The organism is Actinoplanes sp. G11-F43 (assembly GCF_050589265.1).
Taxonomy (GTDB): domain Bacteria; phylum Actinomycetota; class Actinomycetes; order Mycobacteriales; family Micromonosporaceae; genus Actinoplanes.
On the sequence record NZ_JBNZCE010000027.1, the window covers coordinates 134,070 to 157,517 of the forward strand.

Annotated in this window: 22 protein-coding genes; 20 read left to right on the forward strand and 2 right to left on the reverse strand. The window is 73.3% G+C overall.

What is annotated here, in order from left to right; translation table 11 throughout:
* The first annotated feature begins 56 nt into the window (after window positions 1-56).
* The 10 genes from ACQ0O7_RS30845 to ACQ0O7_RS30890 all read left to right on the forward strand — a co-directional run bounded on the left by ACQ0O7_RS30845 (window position 57) and on the right by ACQ0O7_RS30890 (window position 9,710).
* Window positions 57-311: a hypothetical protein gene (locus tag ACQ0O7_RS30845; RefSeq protein ID WP_430787119.1), complete on the forward strand. Its 255-nt coding sequence runs from the start codon at window positions 57-59 to the stop codon at window positions 309-311.
* Window positions 311-1,426 (forward strand): hypothetical protein, encoded by a 1,116-nt coding sequence (locus tag ACQ0O7_RS30850; protein ID WP_430787121.1) that lies wholly within the window; start codon window positions 311-313, stop codon window positions 1,424-1,426. Before ACQ0O7_RS30845 ends, ACQ0O7_RS30850 begins: the two co-directional genes overlap by 1 nt.
* Window positions 1,427-1,442: 16 nt before the next feature.
* Entirely contained in the window at window positions 1,443-1,739 is a 297-nt protein-coding gene (locus ACQ0O7_RS30855) for a hypothetical protein (protein WP_430787123.1), read from the forward strand.
* A complete protein-coding gene (locus ACQ0O7_RS30860; RefSeq protein ID WP_430787125.1) occupies window positions 1,739-2,260 on the forward strand; it encodes a hypothetical protein in 522 nt (173 codons plus the stop codon). The genes ACQ0O7_RS30855 and ACQ0O7_RS30860 overlap by 1 nt, the downstream gene beginning before the upstream one ends.
* On the forward strand, window positions 2,260-4,911 hold the full coding sequence (locus ACQ0O7_RS30865; protein WP_430787127.1) for an ATP-binding protein: 2,652 nt from the start codon (window positions 2,260-2,262) through the stop codon (window positions 4,909-4,911). The genes ACQ0O7_RS30860 and ACQ0O7_RS30865 overlap by 1 nt, the downstream gene beginning before the upstream one ends.
* On the forward strand, window positions 4,908-6,569 hold the full coding sequence (locus tag ACQ0O7_RS30870) for a hypothetical protein (protein ID WP_430787129.1): 1,662 nt from the start codon (window positions 4,908-4,910) through the stop codon (window positions 6,567-6,569). The genes ACQ0O7_RS30865 and ACQ0O7_RS30870 overlap by 4 nt, the downstream gene beginning before the upstream one ends.
* Window positions 6,570-6,669: 100 nt before the next feature.
* Window positions 6,670-7,239, forward strand: coding sequence for a hypothetical protein (locus tag ACQ0O7_RS30875; RefSeq protein ID WP_430787131.1), 570 nt, complete (start codon window positions 6,670-6,672; stop codon window positions 7,237-7,239).
* On the forward strand, window positions 7,236-8,297 hold the full coding sequence (locus ACQ0O7_RS30880) for a M23 family metallopeptidase (protein WP_430787133.1): 1,062 nt from the start codon (window positions 7,236-7,238) through the stop codon (window positions 8,295-8,297). Before ACQ0O7_RS30875 ends, ACQ0O7_RS30880 begins: the two co-directional genes overlap by 4 nt.
* Window positions 8,298-8,356: 59 nt before the next feature.
* A complete protein-coding gene (locus ACQ0O7_RS30885) occupies window positions 8,357-9,325 on the forward strand; it encodes a DUF6225 family protein (RefSeq protein WP_430787135.1) in 969 nt (322 codons plus the stop codon).
* A gap of 79 nt (window positions 9,326-9,404) precedes the next feature.
* Window positions 9,405-9,710: a hypothetical protein gene (locus ACQ0O7_RS30890; RefSeq protein WP_430787137.1), complete on the forward strand. Its 306-nt coding sequence runs from the start codon at window positions 9,405-9,407 to the stop codon at window positions 9,708-9,710.
* Window positions 9,711-9,946: 236 nt separating this feature from the next.
* Here the strand turns inward: ACQ0O7_RS30890 and ACQ0O7_RS30895 are convergent, their stop codons facing one another.
* Window positions 9,947-10,732, reverse strand: a complete 786-nt coding sequence (locus ACQ0O7_RS30895) for an abortive infection system antitoxin AbiGi family protein (protein WP_430787139.1) — start codon at window positions 10,730-10,732, stop codon at window positions 9,947-9,949.
* A 440-nt stretch (window positions 10,733-11,172) separates the two neighbouring features.
* Here ACQ0O7_RS30895 and ACQ0O7_RS30900 point away from each other — a divergent pair, with 440 nt between their 5' ends.
* The 6 genes from ACQ0O7_RS30900 to ACQ0O7_RS30925 all read left to right on the forward strand — a co-directional run bounded on the left by ACQ0O7_RS30900 (window position 11,173) and on the right by ACQ0O7_RS30925 (window position 17,570).
* A complete protein-coding gene (locus tag ACQ0O7_RS30900) occupies window positions 11,173-13,791 on the forward strand; it encodes a hypothetical protein (RefSeq protein WP_430787141.1) in 2,619 nt (872 codons plus the stop codon).
* Window positions 13,788-14,744: a replication-relaxation family protein gene (locus tag ACQ0O7_RS30905; protein WP_430787144.1), complete on the forward strand. Its 957-nt coding sequence runs from the start codon at window positions 13,788-13,790 to the stop codon at window positions 14,742-14,744. Before ACQ0O7_RS30900 ends, ACQ0O7_RS30905 begins: the two co-directional genes overlap by 4 nt.
* Before the next feature lie 118 nt (window positions 14,745-14,862).
* Window positions 14,863-15,237, forward strand: a complete 375-nt coding sequence (locus ACQ0O7_RS30910) for a hypothetical protein (protein WP_430787146.1) — start codon at window positions 14,863-14,865, stop codon at window positions 15,235-15,237.
* 88 nt (window positions 15,238-15,325) lie between these two features.
* Window positions 15,326-15,790, forward strand: coding sequence for a DUF3145 family protein (locus tag ACQ0O7_RS30915; protein WP_430787148.1), 465 nt, complete (start codon window positions 15,326-15,328; stop codon window positions 15,788-15,790).
* Between the two features lie 77 nt (window positions 15,791-15,867).
* Entirely contained in the window at window positions 15,868-16,185 is a 318-nt protein-coding gene (locus ACQ0O7_RS30920; RefSeq protein ID WP_430787150.1) for a hypothetical protein, read from the forward strand.
* On the forward strand, window positions 16,182-17,570 hold the full coding sequence (locus ACQ0O7_RS30925; RefSeq protein ID WP_430787152.1) for an Eco57I restriction-modification methylase domain-containing protein: 1,389 nt from the start codon (window positions 16,182-16,184) through the stop codon (window positions 17,568-17,570). Before ACQ0O7_RS30920 ends, ACQ0O7_RS30925 begins: the two co-directional genes overlap by 4 nt.
* A gap of 51 nt (window positions 17,571-17,621) precedes the next feature.
* Here ACQ0O7_RS30925 and ACQ0O7_RS30930 read toward each other — a convergent pair whose 3' ends face one another.
* Window positions 17,622-17,981, reverse strand: coding sequence for a hypothetical protein (locus ACQ0O7_RS30930; RefSeq protein WP_430787154.1), 360 nt, complete (start codon window positions 17,979-17,981; stop codon window positions 17,622-17,624).
* Window positions 17,982-18,227: 246 nt separating this feature from the next.
* On the opposite strand from ACQ0O7_RS30930, the gene ACQ0O7_RS30935 reads away from it, so the two are divergent.
* From ACQ0O7_RS30935 to ACQ0O7_RS30950, 4 genes are read left to right on the forward strand one after another with little or no spacing between them, the layout of a single operon-like run.
* Entirely contained in the window at window positions 18,228-19,511 is a 1,284-nt protein-coding gene (locus tag ACQ0O7_RS30935; RefSeq protein WP_430787156.1) for a ParB/RepB/Spo0J family partition protein, read from the forward strand.
* Between the two features lie 22 nt (window positions 19,512-19,533).
* Window positions 19,534-20,643 (forward strand): hypothetical protein, encoded by a 1,110-nt coding sequence (locus ACQ0O7_RS30940; protein WP_430787158.1) that lies wholly within the window; start codon window positions 19,534-19,536, stop codon window positions 20,641-20,643.
* Window positions 20,640-20,990 carry a hypothetical protein gene (locus tag ACQ0O7_RS30945; protein WP_430787160.1) on the forward strand — a complete coding sequence of 117 codons (351 nt, stop codon included), beginning with the start codon at window positions 20,640-20,642 and terminating at the stop codon, window positions 20,988-20,990. The genes ACQ0O7_RS30940 and ACQ0O7_RS30945 overlap by 4 nt, the downstream gene beginning before the upstream one ends.
* Entirely contained in the window at window positions 20,990-23,443 is a 2,454-nt protein-coding gene (locus tag ACQ0O7_RS30950) for a hypothetical protein (protein WP_430787162.1), read from the forward strand. The genes ACQ0O7_RS30945 and ACQ0O7_RS30950 overlap by 1 nt, the downstream gene beginning before the upstream one ends.
* Window positions 23,444-23,448: the final 5 nt, after the last annotated feature.

Sequence of the window (23,448 nt, forward strand, 5' to 3'; positions counted from 1 at the left end):
CCAGGCCCCTCGATGCGCTTGGTGGCGGTAGGGCAACCGGCACGAGGAGGGGCGCTGTGGTGGTGGAGGTGCACGAGGTCGCGGTGCGGCTGGCCCGGGTCGCCGGGACCGAGGAGCAACTGCGGGCGTTACTCGACGAACTGCTCGCCTCCCGGCGGGCCCTGGACCGCACGCTGCTGGAGCGGCTCGACGTGTTCCTGCACGGCCCGGCCCTGCACGCGCTCGGACTGCTCGACGACCTCGCCGAGGTCGACATGGCGGTGCTGCTCGAGGCGATGCGCCAGGTCCGGCCGCGGCTGGCGGCCGCGTGATGCGCCGCCGCAACACGGCCTCGGTGCCGTCCTTCGTCGCCACCCCGCAGGCGGTCACCCCGCAGCCGCCGGCGGCCGCCGAATCCCTTGACGACTGGCCGGCTCCGGACGGGCTGCGCGGGTCCAGCCGCCAGCAGGCGATGACCGGCCGTGGCCTGTACGCGCTGCTGTGGACGCTGCTGATCGGCGCGGTCGGGCTCGGGCTGTTCGGCGTTGCCCGGCCCGGCGGCAGCCGCGGCCCCGCGCCGTCGGCGATCCCGGCGTCGGCCGCCCCGGCGCAGCAGCCGCCGGGTGGCTGTGCCGAGCTACTGGTCGCCGCCTGGCTGACCGGTGACGCCCCCGTGCTGGCCACCCTGCTCGGCGCCGAGCAGCCGCGGCTGCCGCAGCGGCAGCGCACCGCGACCCGCACCTACACCGTCAGTGTCCAGCCCGGCCCGCAACCGGCGACCTGGTCGTACGTGGTCGGCGCCGACGTCGCCGCCACCGCCAAGAACGGCGGCAGCACCGCGGTCGGTATTCAGTTCTTCGCTGTCACGCTCACCCGCCGCCCGGCCACCACGACGGCGGACGGTACGTGTGCCGGCTGGTCGGCGCCGGCCCTGCCGGCGCAGGTCGCCGGTCTGGCCCCGGCCGAGCGGCAGGAACTCGCCTACGACCGGACCCTGTCGACCAGCGGGCAGCCGCTCGCCGACACCCTGAGCCGGTTCTTCACCGCCCTGCTCGCCGGCGGCCCGGAGATCGAGCGCTATCTGGCGCCGGGCGTGAGCCTGGCCGCGGTCACCCCGGCCCCGTACACGCAGGTGCGCCTCGAGCGGCTGGCCGCCGCCGGCGGTGAGCAGCTGCGGGGCGGGCAGGTGCCCGCCGACGGCACCCAGGCCCGGCTGCTGGCCACCGTCGCCGCCACCGTTGGCGAGCAGCCGGGGGAGTGGCGGCTGACCTACCCGCTGTCGATGGCGGTCCGCGGCGGCCGCTGGGAGATCACCGCGATCGACGCGGCGCCCGTCCTGCCGAGCGCCGACACCAGTACCCGGACCGGCAGCAGCCGGCCGTCGGACCGGCCGGGCACCTCGTCCGGCCCCGCCCCGGCGCCGGCCGCGTCGGGGTCCACCCGCTAGAAAGGAGCCCTTCGTCGTGGAACCGAGCGTCGTGCTGGCCGGCGACATCACCAACCGGATCGACAGCCTGTTCAACTGGGCCGACGAGCAGCTGCCGTTCTTCTTCCTCACCCTGGTCGTCGGTTTCGGGGTCTGGCTGCTCATCGTGACCCGCGGCGGCATCCGCAAACTCGTCGTCTTCGCGATCGGCGCCGCGTTCGTCTACATGCTGCTGACCAACGTCGACGTGTTCGGCGACATGTTCGAAAGCGAGTTCGCGACCCAGCGGGTGCTGGGCACCCACCCGGCCGCCGTCGACGGCGGGGCCATCTGATGGCCGGCACCGACCATCGATCGGTCGGCCGGTCGTACACCGCCGGGCGCCGGCAGCCGTACCTGATCCGTAAATGGCCGGGCTCGCGGTGGACGCTGCCGCTGGGGCCCTACACGCTGACCCAGCTGGCGCTGCTGGTCGGCAGCATCTACCTGCTGGTCAAGACCCGCATGCTGTGGGCGCACTTCGGCCCGGGGAACCTGCTCATCGGCGTCGGCCTGCCGGCGGCGCTGACCTACGCGGCCCGCCGGACCCGGATCGAGGGCCGCGACCCGGTGCGGACCCTGCTCGCCGCGGCCACCTACCTGCTGCAGCCGCGCGCCGGCTACCTGCGCGGCCAGTCGTACCGCACCCCGGCCCCGGTCACCATGTCCGGCCGCGGCTGCGTCGTCGCCGAGCTGCCCGCCGCGCAGCTCGAGCCCGCGCGCGTTCTTGCCGCCGCGGTGACGCCGGCGGCACCGCGGCCGCGCACCGTCGGGCTGGCCGAGCTGCTCGCCACGGCCAGGACCGGAGGCCGCTGATGCTGTCCGCGAACCTGCCGGCTGAACCGCTGCGGGCCATCGTCGGCAACCTGGCCTGGACCCACGACGGCACGGTCTGGGCGCTGTGGCGCCTGGACCCGGTCCCGTACCGGTACGCCACCGGCGAGGACCAGATCTCCTACGGCCGGTCCGCGGCGGCCCTGCTGCGGGCGCTGCGCGGCGAGCCGCTGCTGCTGAGCCTGTGCGGACGCATCGGCGCCGACGACACGGTGCAGCGCAGCCTGGCCGGCATCGACGCCGCCCGGCACCCGGTCTACGCCGAGCTCGCCGCCGCCTACCGCACGCTGCTGGCCGGCAGCGACCTGCGTGAGCGCAGCTACTGGCTGGCGCTGCCGCTGCCGGCCGCCAACACCGCGGCGGCCGCGTTCGGGGCGCTGTCCGGTGCCGCCTCCCAGCTGGCCCGCTCGTTCGGGCTCGCGCCGGCGGCGCCGAGCCTGGCCGAGGTCCGGGCCCGCGCCGCGCAGGCCACCCGGGTCACCCGCGCGATCGCCGGGCTGACCCCGGCCCGCCCGGAGGAGGTGCTGTGGATCCACCGGCGGGCACCGCGGCGCGGCACCGCCGGCGAACCGCCACTGGCCGCAGCCCACCGGCAGCGCCGCGAGACGGTGTGGCGCGGCGGACGGCTGCGCACCGCCAGCTACGCCGCCCTCGGCGAGGTCCACCTCGACGAAGGCGGCCGCGCCGCCACCACGGCCCAGACCACCACCGCCCCCGGCGGGGGCCGGTCGCTGGTCGACGCCGGGCTGCGGTGGCTGCGGGACGGGGGCCCGGCCACCGGCGGTAACCCGTTCAGCCACCGCTACCTGCGGGTCACCACCCCGGACGCCGGCGTCAGTCACCAGGCGTTCCTGACCCTGTCGGACCTGCCCGCCGAGTGGCTGTTCCCCGGCGGGGAGTGGCTGGCCGGCCTGCACGAGGACGTGCCGTTCCCGGTGGACTGGGCGATCCGGGCCACCGTGCTGCCCGGGCCTGAGGCCAAGACCCGGGTCGGCCGCAAACGGCGGCAACTGGCCGACCAGCTCGGCGAGTACACGCCGGGCGAGAACGAGGACCCGGGCCTGACCGAGGACGTGCCGGACTGGGTGCTGACCGGCCAGCGGCAGCTCGCCGAGGAACAGGCCGGCCTGGACGCCAACCAGGCCGAGGTCGAGTACCAGATGACGGTGTTTCTGGGTGTGTGGGGCGCCACCCGCGGCGAGTGCGAGGAACGGGCCGAGGCGCTGCGGCTGACCTTCTCCGACGAGATGATCGCGGTCCGGCCGACCGGTGACCAGATCGGTTGCTACGCGGCGATGCTGCCCGGCGTCGTGTCCCCGCGGGTCGTCGACGACTACCGGCAGTTCCTGCTCGCCGACGACCTGGCCAAGGCGATGCCGCTGGTCGGTGCCCGGCTCGGCGACCGCACCGGGCAGGTTCTCGGCCTGACCGCCGACACCGGCCTGGCCGAGCCGGTGCAGCTCAACATCGCCGGCTGGACCCAGCGCGACATCTCCGCCAGCCTCGGGCTGTTCGCCGAGCTCGGCGCCGGCAAGTCCGTCACGCTGAAGAAGATCCTCGCCGACGTCGGCGCCGGCGGCGGCCGCACCATCGGCTGGGACCGCACCCGCTCCCAGGAACAGTCGGTGTTCCTGCGCGCGGTCTTCGGCGAGCGGTCGGTGCAGGTCGTCGACCTGGCCCGGCCCGGTGCCTTCAGCCTCGACCCGCTGCGGGTGCTGCCCGGCCTGGACGGGCTCACCGCGGCGGAGACGTTCATCGCCCAGCTGCTCGGCGTCGAAGCCACCAGCGAGACCGGCACCGTGCTGGCCGAGGCCCTGACCGCCGTCGCCGACCAGCCCGGCCGCAGCATGAACGCCGTCATCGACGTCCTGGCCGCCGACGCCGACCGCGGCAACACCGCCGCCGGGATGCTGGCCCGGCAGCTGTCGGCGGCCGCCCGCCGACCGGTCTGCGCGGTGATCTTCGACGAGCGGTTGCCGCCGCTGGACCTGTCCGCCGACCACATCGTGTTCGCCACCCACCAGATGGCCCTGCCGAAACGCCACGAACTGCGCTCCGACCTGCACGCGGCGAAGCTGCCGTTCGCCGCCCTGTTCGGCCGCGCCGTGCTCACCCTCTCCGCACTGATCGCCAAGACGGTGGCGTTCGGCGACCGCCGGTTCGTGCTGGTCCACGCCGACGAGTGCTACTGGCTGACCCGCGAAGGCGAGGGCTCACCCGGCTACGACACCGTCCTCGAGCTCATCCGCGACGGCCGCAAGAACCACGCCGGGATCCTGCTCGCCGGCCACGACCCCGACGACACCGGCGACGACACCCTGCTCGGTCTGCTGTCGGCCACCTTCATCGGCCGCCAGCGCAACCGGCGCCTGGCCGAGCGCTACGTCGACGCGCTCGGCGTCACCGACCGCGACGTGCGGGCCCGGCTGCTGCGCACCATCACCGACGACCTGTCGCCGCTGTCGCACATCGACCCCGCCACCGGCGACTCGATCGTGCAGCCCGGCCGCGAAGGCGAGTTCCTCGCCAAGATCCACCAGCGGATCGGGCGGCTGCGGGTCCTGATCCCCCCGGTCGACCGGCTGCAGGCCGCGATCCGCACCACCCCCGACGCCACGGCAGGCCGGCCATGACCCCGCGCCCGCGGCAGCACCGGCGCACCGGGGCCCGGCTGCTGGTGCTGCTGGCCGTGGCACTGATCGCCTGGCTGCCGACCGTGCCCGCGGCCGCCGACCCCGGTGACAAGTGCTACGTCGGCTCCGGCAAGCCGTACGACCCGCCCCTGATCGACATCCTGCCGCCCGACAGCCCGGTCATGGACTGCGAGAAGCTCAACGCCTACACCCAGCCCAGCACCCTGTTCGGTGACGCCAACAACATCGTGCAGGACCGCGAAGGCAACCTGCTCGACGCCTACTACTTCGACGCCGCCTACGGGACCGTCGACGGTCTCACCAACAGCGACGTCCGACTCGGCACGATGATCGCCGACTGGGTGCTCAGCCTCGACAAGATGATCGTCCGGGCGGCGTGCTGGCTGCTCAACGCCAGCATCACCTTCGGCGTCGCCGACGCGCTGCTCGGCCCCGCCGCGCACGTCGCCGACGAGTACCAGACCCAGGTCGTCGACCGGTTCGGCATCGTCCACATGGCACTGATGATCTGCGTGTTCTGGTTCGGGTTCGCCGCCCTGCGCGGCCGCGTCGGCAAAGGCGCCGGCGAGATCCTGATCTCCTTCGCCCTCGCCGGGATCAGCGGCGTGGTCCTGGCCGCACCCGCCGACACCGTCCTCGGCGACGAAGGCCTGCTCGGCACCACCCGCGACATCGGCATCACCCTGGCCGCCCTGCCGCTGGACGACACCGACCCGGCGACCAACACCGGCCGGCTGACCCCGAACAACGTCATTGACCCGTTCGAGGAGGCGATCGTCGACGTCTTCGTCCGCCAGCCCCACCAGCAGCTGGCCTACGGCGTCGTCTTCGACGACACCGGCGACGGCGCGCACCCCTGCCTCGACACCTACAACAAGATCCTCAAGACCGGGCGTGAGGAAAGCCCGATGTACCTGCCGATGAAGGACTGCGATCCGCGCCTGGCCGAACACCTGCGCCAGGACACCGGGTCACGCATCATCGGCACCCTGCTGGTCACCATCGGCGCACTCATCCTGCTGATCTACGTCGTCGTCGGCGTGGTCATCCCGGTCCTCGGCGGCCAGGTCGCCCTGGCGTTCCTGGCCGCCCTGCTCGTCATCGCGCTGCCGGTCTCGCTGACCGGTGGGCCCGGACGCCGCGCGCTGTGGGTGTGGGTCGGGGCGACCACCACGGTGGTCGCCGTCATCATCGTCGGCTTCGGCTCCCTGAGCTTCTTCCTGGTCACCACCGGGGCCATGATCAAAGTGGAGGGTGGCGGGTTCCTGCTGCGCCTGCTGATGGTCGACGTCATCGCGCTCATCCTGCTCGCCGTGCACCGCCGGATCAGCCACAACGCCCGCACCCACGTGCGCCACACCACCCGCCGCCTCGACCGCGCCCGCATCGGCGGCTCCGGGATGGGCGGGGTCGGCGGCCAGGCCTGGAGCATGCGCGCGGTCTGGCACGACGTCCAGGCCACCGTCCGGCACCCGATCACCGCCGGCCGCACGTTCGCCCAGGGCGTCCGCCAGGGCGCCGGCCGCGGCGGATGCCCGTCCTGCACCGGCACCGGAACCCTGCAGGTCTACGTCGACGCGATCGGCGACTTCCAGGACATCGAATGTCCCACCTGCGGCGGGACCGGAATGGCATGACCACTCGACCGCCACTTCCCCACCGCGGCGGCCGCGCTGATGTGCGGCGGTCGGCTCCGGACGACGACGCGTACCTCCTCCGGCGGCAGGGGCCAGAACCGTGACCGCTGACCACCCGCGGGTGAACCCCCGGCGGCTGCTCGCGCTGCTCGCCGCGCTCACCGCCGCCGTCCTTCTCCTGCTGCGCATCAACACCGCCCCGGCCGCCACCACCCCGGCCCTCACCGCCCCGGCCGCCACCGCCACCGCCACCGCCACCGCCGCGGACCCGGGCGCGGGCGCGGCGGCCGTCAGCCCCACCGCCAGCGACGCGGACTACATCGACGACGACTCCCTCTACGCCCCGGACCCGCACGCCGACATCGCCGGCGCCGCCGCCGTCGCGGACCGCTTCGCCCGGGCCTGGACCCGGCACACCGGCTCCGACGCCACCACCTGGGCCACCCGGCTCACCGCGCTGGCCACCCCCACCCTCGCCGGGGCCCTGCCCGGCATCGACCCGGCCGTCGTGCCCGCCGACACCGTCACCGCAGCACCCACGCTCACCGCCACCCTCGGCGGCGCCGACGCCAGCATCCCCACCGACGCCGGCACCCTGCGCCTGACGCTGATCGAGCAGACCGGCGGCGGCTGGAAGGTCGACACCCTCGACTGGGAGCCCGCCCGATGATCGGCAAAATCGCCGCCGGCACCGTGCTTCTGATTCTGCTGTGCTGCGGCGGCACCGCCGTGCTCGGCGGCGGCGACATGCTCACCAGCGCCGCGGCCGCCGACTGTGGCGGGGACGTCACCGTCGACCCCGACGAACCCCTGCCCGCCGTCGGCGAACTCACCGACGAGCAACGCCGCAACGCCGCCGTGATCATCGCCGTGGGACAGCGTAAGAACGTCCCCGCCCGCGGCTGGGTCATCGCGATCGCCACCGCCCTGCAGGAGTCCGGGCTACGCAACCTCGGCCACCTCGGCGACGACAACGACCATGACTCCCTCGGGCTGTTCCAGCAGCGCCCCAGCCAGGGATGGGGCACGCCCGCGCAGCTGCTCGACCCGGCCTACGCCGCCGGGAAGTTCTACGACAAACTGCTCACCGTCGACGGCTGGGCCACCATGGCCCTGACCCGGGCCGCCCAGGCCGTGCAGATCAGCGCCTACCCGGACGCCTACGCCAAGCACGAACCCCAGGCGACCGCGATCGTCAACGCGCTCGCCGACGGCGCCGGCAACGCCGCCGGCGCCGCCGTCGACCAGCACTGCGCCGGGTCCGGTGAGATCGCCGCCTCCGGCTGGACCAGGCCCCTGACCACCGGATCGGTCGGCAGCGGCTTCCGCACCGCAGAACGGCCCAGCCACCACGGCGTCGACATCATGGTCGCGTCCAACACCCCGATCTACGCCGCCTCCGCCGGGGTCGTCGCCCGCGTCAAATGCAACGTCAGCCCGGCCGACTGGGGCTGTGACCGCGACGGCAACCCCGGGCTCAGGGGGTGCGGCTGGTACGTCGACATCAGGCACGCCGGCGACATCTACACCCGCTACTGCCACCAGATCCGCCGGCCCCTCGTCACCGCCGGGCAGCACGTCACCGCGGGGCAGCAGATCGGCTTCAGCGGCTCCAGCGGCCGCTCCTCCGGCCCGCACCTGCACTTCGAAGTCCACCGCGGCGACCAGACGAGCGCCACCGCCACCGACCCGGTCGCCTTCATGATCTCCGTCGGCGCCGCCCTCTAAGTTGACAAGACTTGTTGTCAGGCGGCATGGTGACAACAAGTCTTGTCAAGGAGGGTGGAGTGCTCACACCGGAGCAGCACGCGGCACTGCGGGCGCAGATGATCGAGGTCTTCGGCACGGTCGCGGTGAGCGTGCTGGAGGTAGCCGACCGCGACGCCGTGGCCGCCCTACGCCGCGGGACCACGTCCGAGGCCAGACGCGCCCACGTGGCCGAGGTCGCCATCGCGATGGCCGCCGCGGGTTTCGCCGAGGAATGGGCCAAGACCGAGGCCACCGCCGCCGCGAAGGCCGGTGCCTCCTACACCGAGCTCGGCACAGCGGCCGGTATCACCCGCCAGGGCGCCCGCAGCCGCTGGCCCGGACTGGCCGACCTGGCCACGGCCGCGCGCCGGGCCGGCCGGGCACCGGCGGCGCGGCCCACCCAGCGAGAGGTCGGCCGGGGACCGGTCGGCCGCCACGAGATCGAGATCGAGTTCGAGCACACCGTCACGGCCTGGACCGTCGGGGATCTGCGGCGGGCGCTGCAGCCCGTGCCGGGGGACATGCCGGTCATGGCCCTCACCGCCGAGAAGCCCGGCGGCGAGTTCGACGGCGACACCCAGGTCGTGCGCGGCACCTTCCTGAGCGCCTCGCCGGTGGTGGCCGAGAACGGCCGGATGCGGTTCGTGCTGGTGCTCGACCACCCGACCGGCACCTACAACCGGCTGACCAGCAACGGCAGGGGATACAAAGTCCGCGGCGAGGAGTACGAGCACCGGGTCGAGCCCGTCACGGTCGCCGGCCTGCTCGCCGCGATCGCCGAACACCCCGACGACATGCCGCTGCTGGCCTGGCTCGCCGACGAGCCCGGCGACGAGAACGGCGACGAGCAGATCGTGTACGACGGCGAGATCGGCCAGGACTGGGTGCCGCCGGTGCGCGGCGAGCGCGAAGGTGAATGGGTGCCCGGCCACCACTTCGACCTGCAGCTGGAGTTCAAGCCCGGCAGGTACCTGCGCTACGAGCACCGCCCCGACGACGACGCGTAGACGGCCCAGGGGCGCGCGGACCGCGTGCCCCGGGCCTGGCCCTCGATGTGATCGACCAGCGGTGACCCCCGGAGGAGACATGAGCCAGCGCCCCGACAACGAGCTCCGCGCTCTGCTCGCGCAGCTGCTGCAGGCCGCCCGCAAGCCGGGTCTCGCCCTGCCCGAGATCTCCGAGGTGTCGCGGCTGCCCCGTGCCGACCAGCCCCGGCTGCCCTCCCGGCAGTACGCGACCCTCGCCGAGCTCGAGCGCGCCTGCGGCGACGACCCGGGCACCGTCGAGGAGTGGCTCGCGTCCCGACACCCCACGGTCATCGGCCGCGACGACACGTCCGGGAGATGGCGCAGCCCGCTTGACGGCGCGATCCCGCCGCCTCCGGCCGGCTGAGGATTCCACCAGGGGTCACCGTGACGGCCGGTGCCGCGGCCGGGACCGCACGGCACGATGCGCCTCGGCCCGACGCTCGTGGACCTGCTCAGCACCGGCGCCGCAGCTGCCGATGAGCATCATGGCGGGACGTCCGGTGCCGGCGGAAGCCATGCGTCCCTGAAGGTCATCACGCACCCACCGGCCCGGACGCCACCGCGCCCCGCCGACCGGACGTACCGCCTCGTGGCAGGGCTTCAGTCGCGTTCGGGGAACGGGCCGATGTGCTCGTCACTGATCTGCGCCATCGCCGCGATCATGCGCTCCAGTCCCCACCGGGGATCGAGCAGCGGCCGCCGGCTCCACCGCTCGTCGATCTCGGCCAGGTCCTCGCGGAGCTGATCGTGGTCGTCGGCGGGAGCCAGCACCGCGACGATCCGGCGCGGCTGGGGCAGGTGGTAGTCGCCGATATGCCGCCACTCGCGCTCCCACCAGAACTCCTTGCGGGTGCTGGACGTGTAGCCCATCTGCTCGAAGAACGGCGTCAACTTGAAGACCGGCTCCGCGCTCAGCTGCTCATAGTCGACGGCACCGTCCTCGCCGGTCGCGCGGGCCTTGGCCGCCCTGACCATCTCGTTGATCGCCGTGATGGCGAAGTCCTTCCACTGGCCCTTCTTGAGCGCCATGTGGGAGTACCAGACCGGGTTGCAACCGCCCTTGCGGGCCGTCGTCTTGGTGATGGCGAGCCCGTAGGGCTGGAAGTGCACCGTGCGGCCCTTGATGTCTTTGAGCATCATCCAGGTGTGCTCCAGCGGGGTTTCGGTGAAGCAGACCACCTTCTGCGTCACCACGGGCCGCAACTCGTCCTCCAGATGCGCCGCGGGACCGAACGCGGTACGCGCCTCGATGAGGCCCTCGTCCAGGATGGACAGCAGATTCTCCCGGGCGGTCGGCCCGCCCTTCTCCGGGCTGTCGCGGGTCAGGTGGATCAGGAACGTCGACAGGTCGGTGCGGCGGTGCAGCAGGTCTTCGATGAAATCCACCGGACCACCTTGCTACACCCGCGCGAGCCGGAACCGGCAGACCCCTGAGCCGGGCATCGGCGCTGCTCACGACGTGACAACACCCCCGTTGCCACCGCTGCCCCCAGCCCGGCGGCGGTGGCCGGCAGTTGCCGGGACGGCCGGTTCTGTACGGCGCGAGGCCCACGATGCGCTTGGTGGGTCGAGAGCTTCGTGTGCTGCGTCGTCGCGAGGAGGCCACCGTCGTGCCCTGGATCCCGCCGCCCCGCCGAGACCCGCTGCGGTCCCGCGCCGCGTGCGTCAAGACTGCGTTTAGAGTGCGTCAAGACTGCGCATTGACGATCTCGGCGGGCGCAGTGTTTGCCCAGCCCAGCCCCGGTGACAACACCCTGTTGTCGAAGCCGACATCTTTACCCACCCCCGACAGTGTGCTGCCGCATCTGCAGGAGTGGTTCAGCCACGTGACAGTGACTGCCGTCGCGACGTGGAGTGGCGCGGCGGCCGGCCTGGCTCTTGGCGTGGTCGGCGTCTACGCCCTGCTGGCGCATCTCGGTTTGAAGACCCGAGTCACCTACGAACTGATCCCGGACTCAGTCTTCGACCCCGCTCCCGGTCCAGTTCTGCTGACCGCTACCCAGCTGGCTCGGGCACGTCGGGCCGTGAGCCTGCTCCCGCGCTCGGCGAGCGCGGTCCGGGTCACCCTGGCCGGCGACGGCGACGGCCTGCTGCGCTACCGCCTGTCGGTGCCCGACCACGCCCGGCCGGTGCTGCACGCCGCCCTGTGGCCCGGCGTGGCACCGCTGGCGCCGGGGGAGAGCCCGGCCACCAGCGCCCCACCGCGCTTCCACCCCGACCCCGACGAGCCCGGCGGCGACAGCGGCGACAGCGGCGACGGAGGATCCTCCCCCGGGCCCGGGCGGCGCACCGTGCTGCGCGCCGAGCTCACCCTGGCGCGCACCGACCGGCTGCCGCTGAAGGACCGCGGCCTGGACCCGGACCCGCTCGACGCGTTCGCCCGCGCCATGGCCCTGGTCGACGACGGCGACCGGGTGGTGGTGCACGTCGACCTGGCCGCGGTCACCCACGCCCGGGAGCGGCTGTGGCGGCGCCGCGCGGTCGCCGACGCCGAACGCGAGCAACGCGGCCGCGACGAAGCCGCGGAAGCCCGGCAGAAGCAGAGCGGGATGCTGGGGGGAGGATCCACCCGCCTGCGCCGGGTCGGCATCGTCGCCGAGGAGATGCGGGTGCAGACCCGGGCGCTGAGCGGCAAGCTGTTCGCCACCGATCCGCTCTGGCAGGTCCAGGTCCTCATCCGGGTCGAGTCGGTGTCGGCCGAACGCGCCCGTGGGCACCTGCGGGTGATGCTCGCCGCGTGGGAGCAGTTCGCCGGCGAGAACTACTGGCGCGTCTGCGGGGTGCACCTGGGCCGCGGCTGGCTCGACGGCGCGGACTCCTGGTGGCGGCGCGGCTGGTTCGACCACCGGGCGCGCACCGGCCTGTTCGCGCCGCGCCGGACCCGGCGGGTGCGCACCACCGAGCTGCTCGGGCTGCTGAAACCGCCGACGGCCAAATGCGCCAGCACCGCGGTCGCCCGCACCCCGGCACTGCCGGCGGCACCGGAGGACATGCCGCTCTACGTCAGCCCCGCCAAGACGCCCGGGCTGCTGCCGCAGGGTTTCGCGCCGGTCACCGGCGGCGGCTGGCGACCCGTCGGCACCCGCGCCAAGGAGTCGCTGTTCAGCCTGAACCTGGGCCGGGCCGAGTACGGCAAGAGCGAACGCGCGATCGTGCAGGCGGTGCACATCGCCAACGTCGAGGTGCCGGTCGGCCTGATGTACCTGGACCCGCACGCCGACGCCCTGGAGCGGATGAAGCCCTACCTCGGCGCGGCCGCCGACCGGGTCCTGGAGCTGAACCTGTCCGCCGGCGGCGACACCCAGGCCGGCTGGAACCCGCTCAACATGGCCGGCCGGCGCCCCGCCGAGGTCGAGGAGCGGGTATCGGCGGTGGTCGCCTCGTTCGCCTCCGCGATGGGCTGGGGCAACGTCAACAACCGGGCCCAGACCCTGACCCAGATGGCCGCCCAGTCGCTGTGCGAGCTCGGACTGCGGCTGCCCTCGGACCTGCAGCCCACGATCTTCCAGATGACCACGATCCTGGCCGACGAGGACTGGCGCGCCGCCGTGCTGCCGTACCTGGGCGAGCACACCCGCAGCTTCTGGGAGACCCGGTTCGCGAAGCTGAGCGCGGAGGCGATCACCCCGGTCACCAACATGCTGGACCGGCTGCGCGCCTCCGACCGGGTCGCCGCGCTGTTCGGCAGCCCGCACTCCACCTACGACGTGCGCGCGGCGATGGACGCCGGCCAGATCGTGCTCGCGTGCCCCTCCGGCTCCGGCGACAAGGACAAGCTGATCACCGCGCTTCTGCTCTACGACGTCCTGCGTGCCGCCCTGTCGCGCCGCGACCTGCCGCCGGACCGGCGCCGGCCGTTCTTCCTGTTCGCCGACGAGATCCAGCAGTACGCCACCCGGGACCTGGCCCGGATGCTGGAGGAGACCCGCAAGTTCGGGCTGCGGGTGGCCGCGGCCGCGCAGTCGGTCGAACGGCTGCCCGACTACCTGCGCGAGGCCTTCCTGACCAACCGCTCCCACCTGATCACCACCGCGTCCAGCGCCGACAGCGCCCGGGTCATCGCCCGGGAATGGGGCAGCAAGTTCCCGCCCGACCAGATCACCGGCCTGGACAAGTACACCGCCCTGGCGTCGTTCCGGCTCAACGGCAAGAGCACCGAGCCGATGTTCCTGTACGGCTTCGAGGTCTCCGACACCTATCCGGATCTGTACGACGAGACCGCACCGGCCGTGATCGAGAAGGCGGTCGACGTCAACCTGCGCCGCGCGCCGATCGCCGAGACCCTGGCCGGCCTCGACACCCTCGACGAACGGATCGCCACCGCCCTGCTCGCCGGCCGGCGGCCGCGCCCGGCACCGCGGCCGCAGCAACAACCGGCCGGCGGTGAGGCTACGGTGCTGAACCTGCCCGCCGGGCGCCGCACCCGACCGGTGCAGCAGCAGTGAGCGCCACCACGGCGCAGCCCGCCGTCGCCCGCAGATTGTCGCAGCTGGAGACCGACGTGCTGACCGCCTGCCTGCACCACCGGCTGCTCACCACCGAGCAGTTGCGGGCGCTGCTCGCCCCGCACCGCAAGACCCGCTGGATGCAGACCGTCACCCGGCGCCTGGCCGACATCGGGATGCTCGCGCACGTCTCCGACCGCAACACCAGCCGGGCCCGGCCGCGGCTGGTGTGGTACGCCACCGACACCGGTCGCGCCGCGGTGCAGCACCTGGTGCACGAACGCCGCCACGTCATGACCGCAGAGAAGGCCGCGAACGCCCTGCAGCGGCACACCCTGCTCGGCAACGACGTGGGCATCGCCTTCGCCCGCCACGCCCGCCGGCTCGGCCACCACTGCGGCCCCTTCGACTGGGACCACGAGGTCGGCCACCGCTACGGGCACGCCCCCCGGGCCAAGACCGTCGTGCCGGACCTGGTCGTGCGGTGCTGGTTGCGCCACGACACCGGTGACACCCTGCTCACCCGGTTCTGCGAGATCGACCGCGGCCAGTACAGCCCGCTGGTGCTCCGCAACAAGATCCGCACGTACGCGGAGCTGCTCACCTACACCGGGCCGGCGCTCGCGCCCGGCGCAGCCCCGCCGCGGCCCGCCTGGACGCGCGTCTACCCGGTCTTCCCCAAACTGCTGATCGTCTTCGCCGACCAGAGTCCGGCCGCCGCCGGGCACCGCATCGACGTGCTCACCGAGCTCTGCCACGCCGACCGGCACATCCGTGCGCACCTGGACACCCTGTGGCTGGGCTGCGCCCGCCTCGACGAGGTCCTCGACGCCGGCCCCTACGCCCCGATCTGGCGCACCCCGCTGGCTGACGAGCCCGCCGACCTGCTCGCCGAGGCGCGCCCCGGACCGGTGGTAGAGCTCGGCGCCGGCCTGCGATCCGGTGGCCGCTGACCCCGGAGAACCCTGGCCGGGCGCCGTGCCACCCCAACCGAAAAAACCTTTGTACTTCTATAGTTAGATTGATATCATTAGGGGGTCAGGGCGCAGACGTCGACCACGGGGAGCGAGCATGAGCAGCACGGCGGACATCGCGGACGCGGCCACGGAGGTCCAGGAGTCACTGACCACGGCCGAGGCCGAGCTGACCACTCTGCTGGGACAGCTGCCCGCCTGGTACCTCGCGCTGCGTGACAACGTTCACGGCCTGGTCACCGCCGGGGCGTGGGCGGTCGGTGAGGACCACGGCGCCGCGATCATGGGCTTTCGCTGCCAGGACCAGCAGCCGCACCAGCGCACCTGTGAGGCCTACCGGGCAGCCGAGGCCACGGATCGGTACGACGACGTCCGCCTGACGACCTGCCCGAAGCGCCGCCACGAGGTGCACAAGCTGTTCTCGGACGGCAACTGCTACGGGTGCTGGAAGGCCGACCACGGCGAGGCCTGACCCGCCGTTTCCCTCAGTAATCCTCCTTGGCCCAGGCGCGTCCCGGGCGGTTCCCCCGTGCCCGCACGACGGCAGGAGTGACACCGCGATGAGCGACCGCAGCCCTCTCACCCTCGACCTCCACGACGCCCTGCCGCAGAACTACGCCCAGGCGGCCGCCGACGTCTTCAGCGAGCACACCGGCCACGACGTCGACGCCAAGACGATCACCGAGATCACCCAGCCGGGCACCACCTGGCTCAGCGCCGACGACATGAGGCTGGGCACCGCCGAGGACATCGCCACCGACCTGATGCGGCTGATGGACGGCGACGCCGACGAGGAGCGGGAGCCGCTGCAGTTCGGCTTCACCGTCTGGCAGGACCCCAAGTACGAGTTCGCCGGCACCCTGTACCGCTTCATCCCGGGCGGATCACTGTTCGCCGCCGACTGCGACGCCGACGGCAACGTCACGGTGACCGCCGACAGCATCCGCCAGGCCGTGACCACGACCAGCACGCGCGACGAGTTGATCACCGCGCTGAGCGCCCTCTACGGCGAGCAGCTGCCCTGACCGACCCGGTCTTGCCCGGCTCACGGTTCCCGGCCGGGCAAGACCGGCCCCTCACCGCTCTTCCCGGAGGTCCCGTCATGACCCGGCCCGGACCCGGCCGTCCTCAGCCCACCCTCGACACGCTCGCCATCACGCTGCTGGCCGCGGTTCCGCTGCACATCCTGGAACTGCGCGCGCAAGACGATCAGCAGCGCATCGCGATCGCCCGCAGGTGCGCCGACGTCGTGGCCGCCCACGGCGACGACCTGCAGTACGGCGGCAAGCACTGCCGGGAGGCGTTCAACGCCTTGGCCCGCGGACTGGCCGTGGCGGCCTACCAGCCCGGCGGGATCACCTTCGCCGATCTGCACTGGTGCACCGCCGCCCATCTCGGCTGCCCACGGGCCGGCCGATGAGCGCCGGCCTGCCCGGCGCGGCGCTACGCGCCGCCCACGCCACGGTGACCCGGCTGGCCGCCGAGATGCCGACCGCAGCCGCCGTCGGCTGGGTCCACACCGCCGCCCTGGTCCGGCACGCCCTCGACAACGGGCTCGTCGACGACCACGGCAGCCTCCCCGCGACGCTGGCCGCGTTGGCCGGCGCTCACCCGGCCCTGACCGGCCTGGCCGACCCGCACGTCAACCGGGCGCTCACCGTGTCGGCGCCGGAGCTCACCCCGGTCGAGGACCTCTGGCGGGCGCACCCGATCCCGGACCCGCCGTACCGCCCGGACGGCCGGAGCCTCGGCGACCTCTATCAGGCGCTGTCCGCGGAGTCGCGCAAGAGCCGCGCGCTGTGCCAGACCCCGCAGTTCGTCTCCGACCTGCTGTGGGACCTCACCGTGCCCGACGCCGTCACGGCGTTCGGGCCCGGCATCCGGCTCATCGACCCGGCCTGCGGCACCGGCCACCTGCTCGTCGAGGCCGCGATCAGGCTGCCGGGCGCCCTCGCCGGCCGCCCGGGCGGCCGGCACCGCAGCATCGAGCAGGCCCTCGCCGCGGTGCACGGCGTCGACATCGACCCGTACGCGGCACAGATCGCCCGGTACCGGCTGCTCACGCTGGCCTGCCGCGCCGACGGTCGCCGCTGGACCGCCGGCCAGGCCCCCGCTGACCTGCCGATCCAGGTGGCGGCCGCGGACAGCCTGCTCGACGACGCCGAGCCGTTGCTGCAGCGGGCCCGCTACCACGTCGCGCTGGCCAACCCGCCCTACATCACGGTCAAGGACCCGGTGGCCAACGCCGCGATCCGGGCCCGCTACCGGCAGACCTGCCACGGGAAGTTCTCGCTCGCCCTGCCGTTCATGCAGCTGATCAACGAGCTGCTGGTGCCGGGCGGGTTCTGCGCCCAGCTGACCGCGAACAGCTTCATGAAGCGCGAGTTCGGCAGGCCCTTCATCGAGCAGTACCTGCCCGCCTACGACCTGACCTGGGTCATCGACACCTCCGGCGCCTACATCCCCGGCCACGGCACCCCGACGGTGATCCTGGTCCACCGCAACCAGCCGCCGGCCAGCAGCACCGTCACCACGATCCAGAGCGTGCGCGGCGAGCCGGCCGCGCCCGCCGATCCGGCCCGCGGGCTGGTCTGGACCGCGATCCGCCAGGCAGTCGATGGTGTCCTGTCCGCCCGCCGCTTCGCCGCCGGCGCCGCCGCCTGGGCGGCCGCCCAGCAGCCCGACGCTTCGGCGCCGCCGATCGTGACCCGGCCGCGGCCGGCGTATCAGCAGCCCTCCCTGCTCGACCTGCTCAGCCCGCGGCCGCCGTCGTCACCGCCGTCGACGACTGCAGCCCCGGTCTGACCCAGCCCCGCCACCGGGCCACGCCGCGGCGGCCGGCGAACCCGGGGCCGGTCAACCCGCCGCGGCCACCGGCGGGGCCGGCCTGCGTCCGTGCCGGGCCACCGCGGGCGCGAGCCGCTGACACGCCTCGGAGAAGCCGGGCGCCTCCTCGTGGAACCCGCGGATGGCACCGTCGACCGAGGTTTCCTCGATCGCGGCAGCCAGCGACAGCATCTGCGCGAAATACTCCGTCGCCCCCGCGCAGGGCCCGCGCCGCACCACCACGTGGAAGCGCTGGTCCTTCTGGTCGAAATCCACGGCCACGTTGTGGCAGCCCGCGGCGAGCGCGAGCCCAACCACCGCCTGCACGACCTCGTGGTCGATCATGTCCATGGCCCACAGTTCGCCATCGGTCACCTGTACGCAGACCACGCGGCCCTCCCTGCCCCCGAGGCCACGACACTGGCCACCACATCCCCAACGACTCACGGCCGATGCAGGGCGCGGCCGCATACCCGTCGCATCCGGTGACGCAGCCCGGCGTGCCGACCGCGGTGCTGTCTCCCGCGCCAGCACCGCGACGGCGACCTCCACCGGCGGTTTCGCCGCCGCAATACCTCTGGCTGTACGCCAACGGCGCCCCGATGCGCTTGGTGGCAGTAGGGAGGTGAGGACCGGATGGACGCGGGCGAGGACCAGCTGTCGTTGTTGCGGCGCCTCGGCGCGCTGTCGCCGCGGCTGCGGCAGCGCCGCTTCGAGCTGCTGCCGTTGCGCGGCCCCGGTGCTCCCGGCACCGACGTGCAGGGCCGGGCACCGGGGGACTCGACCGTGCCGCGCGAGCTCGCGGACCTGATCTCGTCGATCGCGGAGATCGGCTACCTGCAGCCGATCCTGGTGGAGGAGATCACCACCGCGGACGGCCCGCCGCGGCGGCTGCTGGCCCTCGGCGAGCGGCGGCTGCGCGCCGGCCGGTGGGGTGCGGTCCACATGGCCGACAACCCGCACTTCCAGAGCATCCCGGCAGTGGTCTGCCCGGGCCCGCTGACCGAGGAGGAACGCCGGGTCTGGCAGCTGGTGGAGAACCTCGCCCGCGAACCGCTGACTCCCGGCGAGCAGGCCGCCGGCTTGCTGTTTCACCGCTGCGCCGTGCTGGTCGGCAAACTGCTGGCCGCCGGCCGGCCGGTGCCCGCCGAGATCTACGCGATCGACGACCCCGCCGAGCGGTTCCGGGAACTCGACCGGCTGCGGGCCAACGACGCGCGGTGCGCGGCCCCCTGGAGTGAGGTCCTCGACCGGCTCGGCCTGCAGATGAGCCCCCGCAAAGCCCGGGAACTGGTCCGCGCCTTCGAGGCGCTGCCCCGCGACCTGGTCGAGGACATGGACGCCCACAAGGTGGCCCTGCACACCCGGATCCGGTTCGTCGGGCTGCGCCGCGACCAGGCGTCGGTCGCCGACGAGATCTGGGCCGCGGTGAAGAGCCGCGGCCGCCCCGACCTGCTGGCGGCCGCGGTCGCCGAGGCCCACCGGCCGCAACCGGCCGGCTCCGCTGTCGAGGTCGTCGACGCCGCCGAAGCCGCCCGGGACCTGGCCAACCTGGCCCGGGCGGAGAAACTGCGCGCCCGCGACGACGTCGCGCCCCGCCCCGACCCCGCCAGCACCGACGACGGCACCGCCGACCCCGCCGACCCCGGCCGCGGCACCGCACCCGGCGGGCCCGGGCCGGCGCCCGCGCCCGGGCCGGCGCCCGCGCCCGGGGCGGCGCCCGTGCTGGACGGGCCGGTGATGAGCGAGGCGCTCGGCGCCCTGCGGCAACTGTCCGCCGAACTGCGCAGCGGCGCCCGGCCCGGCCGCTACGACACGGCCTCGCTGCGCCTGCTCGCCGAGCAGATCCTGCGCCTGCTCGACGGCGCGCCACTGACCCCCGACGCCGATCAGCCACCCGCCCCGGCCGTGGCCGCCTGAGAAGAGTTCGGAGAAGCCCGCCATGCCCGTCTCCCTGCCCCTGCTGGCGCCGGCCGCCGGCTGCGACTGCCGGCGCTGCCCCTGGTACGCCGGCCCCGACCCGGCCGACCCGGCGGCGGTCATCGCGCCGCTGTGCTCGGGCTCCAACGCCGATTGCTCCTACTGCGGCTGCGCCCGCGCCGAGGCACGGCCCGGGCCCGGCGTCGGGGACGTGTGCCGTACCTGCCCCGTGCGGTGCGGATCACGGACCGACATCGGCGCCTGGATGGCCGACGTCGGCGGCACGCTCGAGTTCGACGACATCGACCTGGGCGGCGGCCGGCTGCCGGCCGGGCTGCCCCGGTTCATCCCGCAGACCGACGGCTCCGCCGTCGGCGCCTTGGACACCCAGCTGCGGTGGGGCGCCTACGGCGTCGGCCTGCGCCGGGTCTTCAGCCCGGACACCGCCGCCCTGTACCCGCGGTTCGTCGACCGCGACGTCCACGACGTGCTCGGGCTGCGGCCCGGCCAGCTCGCCGTGCTGGTCGGCTACGGCCTCGACCCACTCGTCGAAGCGTTCTGGACCCGCCGGCGCACCGACCGGCTCGTCGAGCGCATCGCCGCGCAGGGCTGGGACCTGGTCCTCGCCCCCAACTACTCGATCTTCGGGAACTGGCCGCGCTCGCAGCACCTGCTGTCGATGCGGATGTCGCTGCTGATCGCCGACGAGTTCGTCCAGGCCGGCATGACCACCGTGCCGAACCTGTACTGGTACCGGCTCGAGGACCTGGCCCGGTGGGCGGCCTGGGTCGAGGACACCGCCCCGCCCGCCGTCGCGATCAACCTGCAGACCGTGCGGCAGGACAGCGACTGGCAGACCTGGGTGCTGCCCGGACTGCATTGGCTGGCCGAGAACCTGCCCCCGCAGCTGCCGGTCATCATCACCGGACTGTCGCGGGCCGCCCGCATCGACCTGGCGGTCGACCTGTTCGGGCCGCGGCTGCACCTGGTCAGCCAGAACCCGCACCAGTTCGCGCTGCACGGCGCGGTGATGACCGCCGAGGGCCGGCAGGACCTGCACGCCCGCCCCGTCGACGCGTTCACCGCCAGCGTCACCTACATGGCGTCGCTGCTGCCCGAGGACCGGCGATGACCGCGAGCCGCCGCCGGTTCCTGCTCACCGTCTGGGACACCACACTCGGCGCCGCGGTCCACCCGGTGGCCGTGCTCGCCGTCGACACCGACCCGGCGCGTCCCGGTCACGCGGTGGTGTGGGTGCCCGGCACCTGGGACGACGCGGACGGCTGGCGCGAGCGGCTGGCCGGTGCCACCACTGCCGCGATCGCCGCGGCACTGCCGGAATGGCTCGCCCAGGACGGCGGGCTCGCCCTGGCCGAGATCGACGCCGGGCCCGCCGAGGTGGACCTGCGCACCGCCGCCGAGTTCGCCCTCGATGAGGTCCTGGCCGTGCTGCTGCCGCTGTTCACCCCGGAGCGCTGATGGGCACCGGAGGCAAGAGCAGCCACCAGGCCTACAACGTGGCCCCCACCGCAGGTAAGGAGCCTGGAGAGGACGAGGTGCCCGCGACGGTGCCGGCCCTCGCCGAATCGGCAGCCCTCGCCCAGATCCAGGCGCTGACCGGCCAGCCGCTGGGCGATCTCGACGCCATCAGCGACACTTACCAGCAGCTGGTGCAACTGACCGACGCCGCCTATCTGGAATCGGCCAACACCCCCGAACAGGGGGACCACCCGGCGTACCAGGACAGCCATGCGCTGACCCTCGCCTGGCTGCAGCAACTGACCCCCGAACAGCTCCAGCACCTCGCCGCGGCCGAGGGCTTCGACCATCCGCAGCTGGTCGGGCTCTCCGGTAAACAGCCACACCCGCTCGTACACGTGCTCGACCCGTACTACGACAACGGCAGCGCCTCCAAAATCAAGATCCAGGCGGTGGCGAACGCCCGATACGCCGCTCTGGCCGCCGGCGAGACCATCAACGGCCTCACCCTGGCCGACCTGCCGCCGCCGTCCCCGGCCGCCGCCGAGGGGCAGTGGACCGCCACCGTGGCCGAGGTGTCCGGGCTGCAGGCTCAGCTCGCCACCACCCTGGCCGACATCTCGATCGCCTCCAAGGCCTACACCGACCTGGACCACGCCCAGAAGGTGAACACCGGTTTCGCCGAGCTGATCGCGCTCGAGAACAAGCTGGCCACCGCCACCTGCCCCGACGACCCGCAGGCCCTGGCCGCGGCCCAGGCCGCCGCCGCGCACAGCATCACCCAGGCCCTCGACAACGGCCTCATCCAGCCGCACCTGGCCATCCAGCTGCGGCAGGACCTGGTCGACGCCGGCACGCTGACCGGCGCCGAGGCGAGCGTGCTGTCGACCTCACAGGTCATCGACATCGCCCGGCCCGGCACCGTCGCCGAGCAGCGGGCGCAACTGCTGGAGCTGGCCGGCACCCGGGCCGGTCAACTGGCCAAGCACCAGGACCTGATCGAGCAGCACGCCGCCCTGATCGGGAAGAAGTTCACGCCGTACAACGAAGCGCACTGGGCCGCGATGGACCCGGCCGCGCTGACCACGATGGCGACGTTGACCGGCGAGCTCCACGGCACCGAGGAGTCGATCAAGGCCTGGAGCAACAAGGCGTTCGTCCCGGTCCAGGGCAAGGACTACACCACCGTCTGGCCCGAGTCCTACACCCAGGGCTTCCGCAAGTGGGCCAAGACCCAGCCGCTGGGCCAGCTGCGCCAAGCCGCCACCGAACTCGGCCTCGAGCACGCCGACAAGGCCACCCGGGCGCAGGTCCAGAACTACATCGCCGGGCAGTGGGACGCGGCCCAGGACACCACCGACATCCAGACGGCCGTGACCGCGAAAGCCACCGCGCCGGCACCGGCCGCGAGCCCCGCGGCCGCGGCTGCGGCGCCGACCGTGGGCGACTTGATCGGCGCGAAGAGCACCACCGTCACGACGAGCACCACCGCGGCGGCCAAGCCCGTGGTCACGGCGAAGGGATCCAGCTGGGCCGCCCAGCACGCCGACCTGGTCGCCGCGCTCAAGCACCACGCGGCCAGCAACAGCGGCCTGCCGCAGCCGATGGACACCAAGGTGGTCAGCGCCTGGGACTTCGGCAAGGGCACCTCGGCCGGCCACCTCGGCGGCACCCACAGCAAGAGCCTGCACACCGGGCCGGACGGCAAGCAGTGGATGTTCAAACGCGACTCCAGCGGCGGGGCCCGCGCCGCCGCCGAGGCCGACGCCTCCGCGGTCTTCCGCTCCGCCGGACTGCCGGCGGTCCCGGTCTACCACCGCACCGTCAACGGCAAGAGCGGCTCGGTGCAACCACTGCTCACCCAGGCCTCCCACTTCCCCGGCGCTCCGAAGTCCTGGAGCCAGGCCGACGTGGACGCGATCGTGCGGTACCACGTCGGTGCCTGGGCGGTCAGCAACCACGACGGGCACAAGGACAACCTGCTGCGCACCCCCGCCGGCGGCATGGTCGCCATCGACCTCGGCCAGGCCTACAAGTTCTGCGACAAGGACAAGCTCAGCCTCTCCTACAACCCCGTCGGCGCGACGGTCACCCACGACCTGTACCAGGCCCACCTCGGCGGCAAACTCGCCAAGGGCGTCACGGTCAACCCTGCGGTGGCTCATCCGGTGCTCGCCGCGATCGAGAAGATCCCCGACGCCCAATGGCGCACCATGCTGCACGACACCGCCTACACCGGCGCCAAAGCCGACGTGCCCTGGGTCGCGGGCATGCGCAAGCGGGCCGCCAAGAGCCTCGGCATCCCCGCGGAGAAGGTCACGACCACGCAGGTCGCCGAGGCCTTCCTCGACGCCGCCGTCGAGCGCAAGAACGGCCTGCGGCAGGCCTTCAGCACCTTCTTCACCGAGGAACTCAAGCTCTCCTCGGCCACCGCACTGCTTTCGGGGAGGTAGACCAC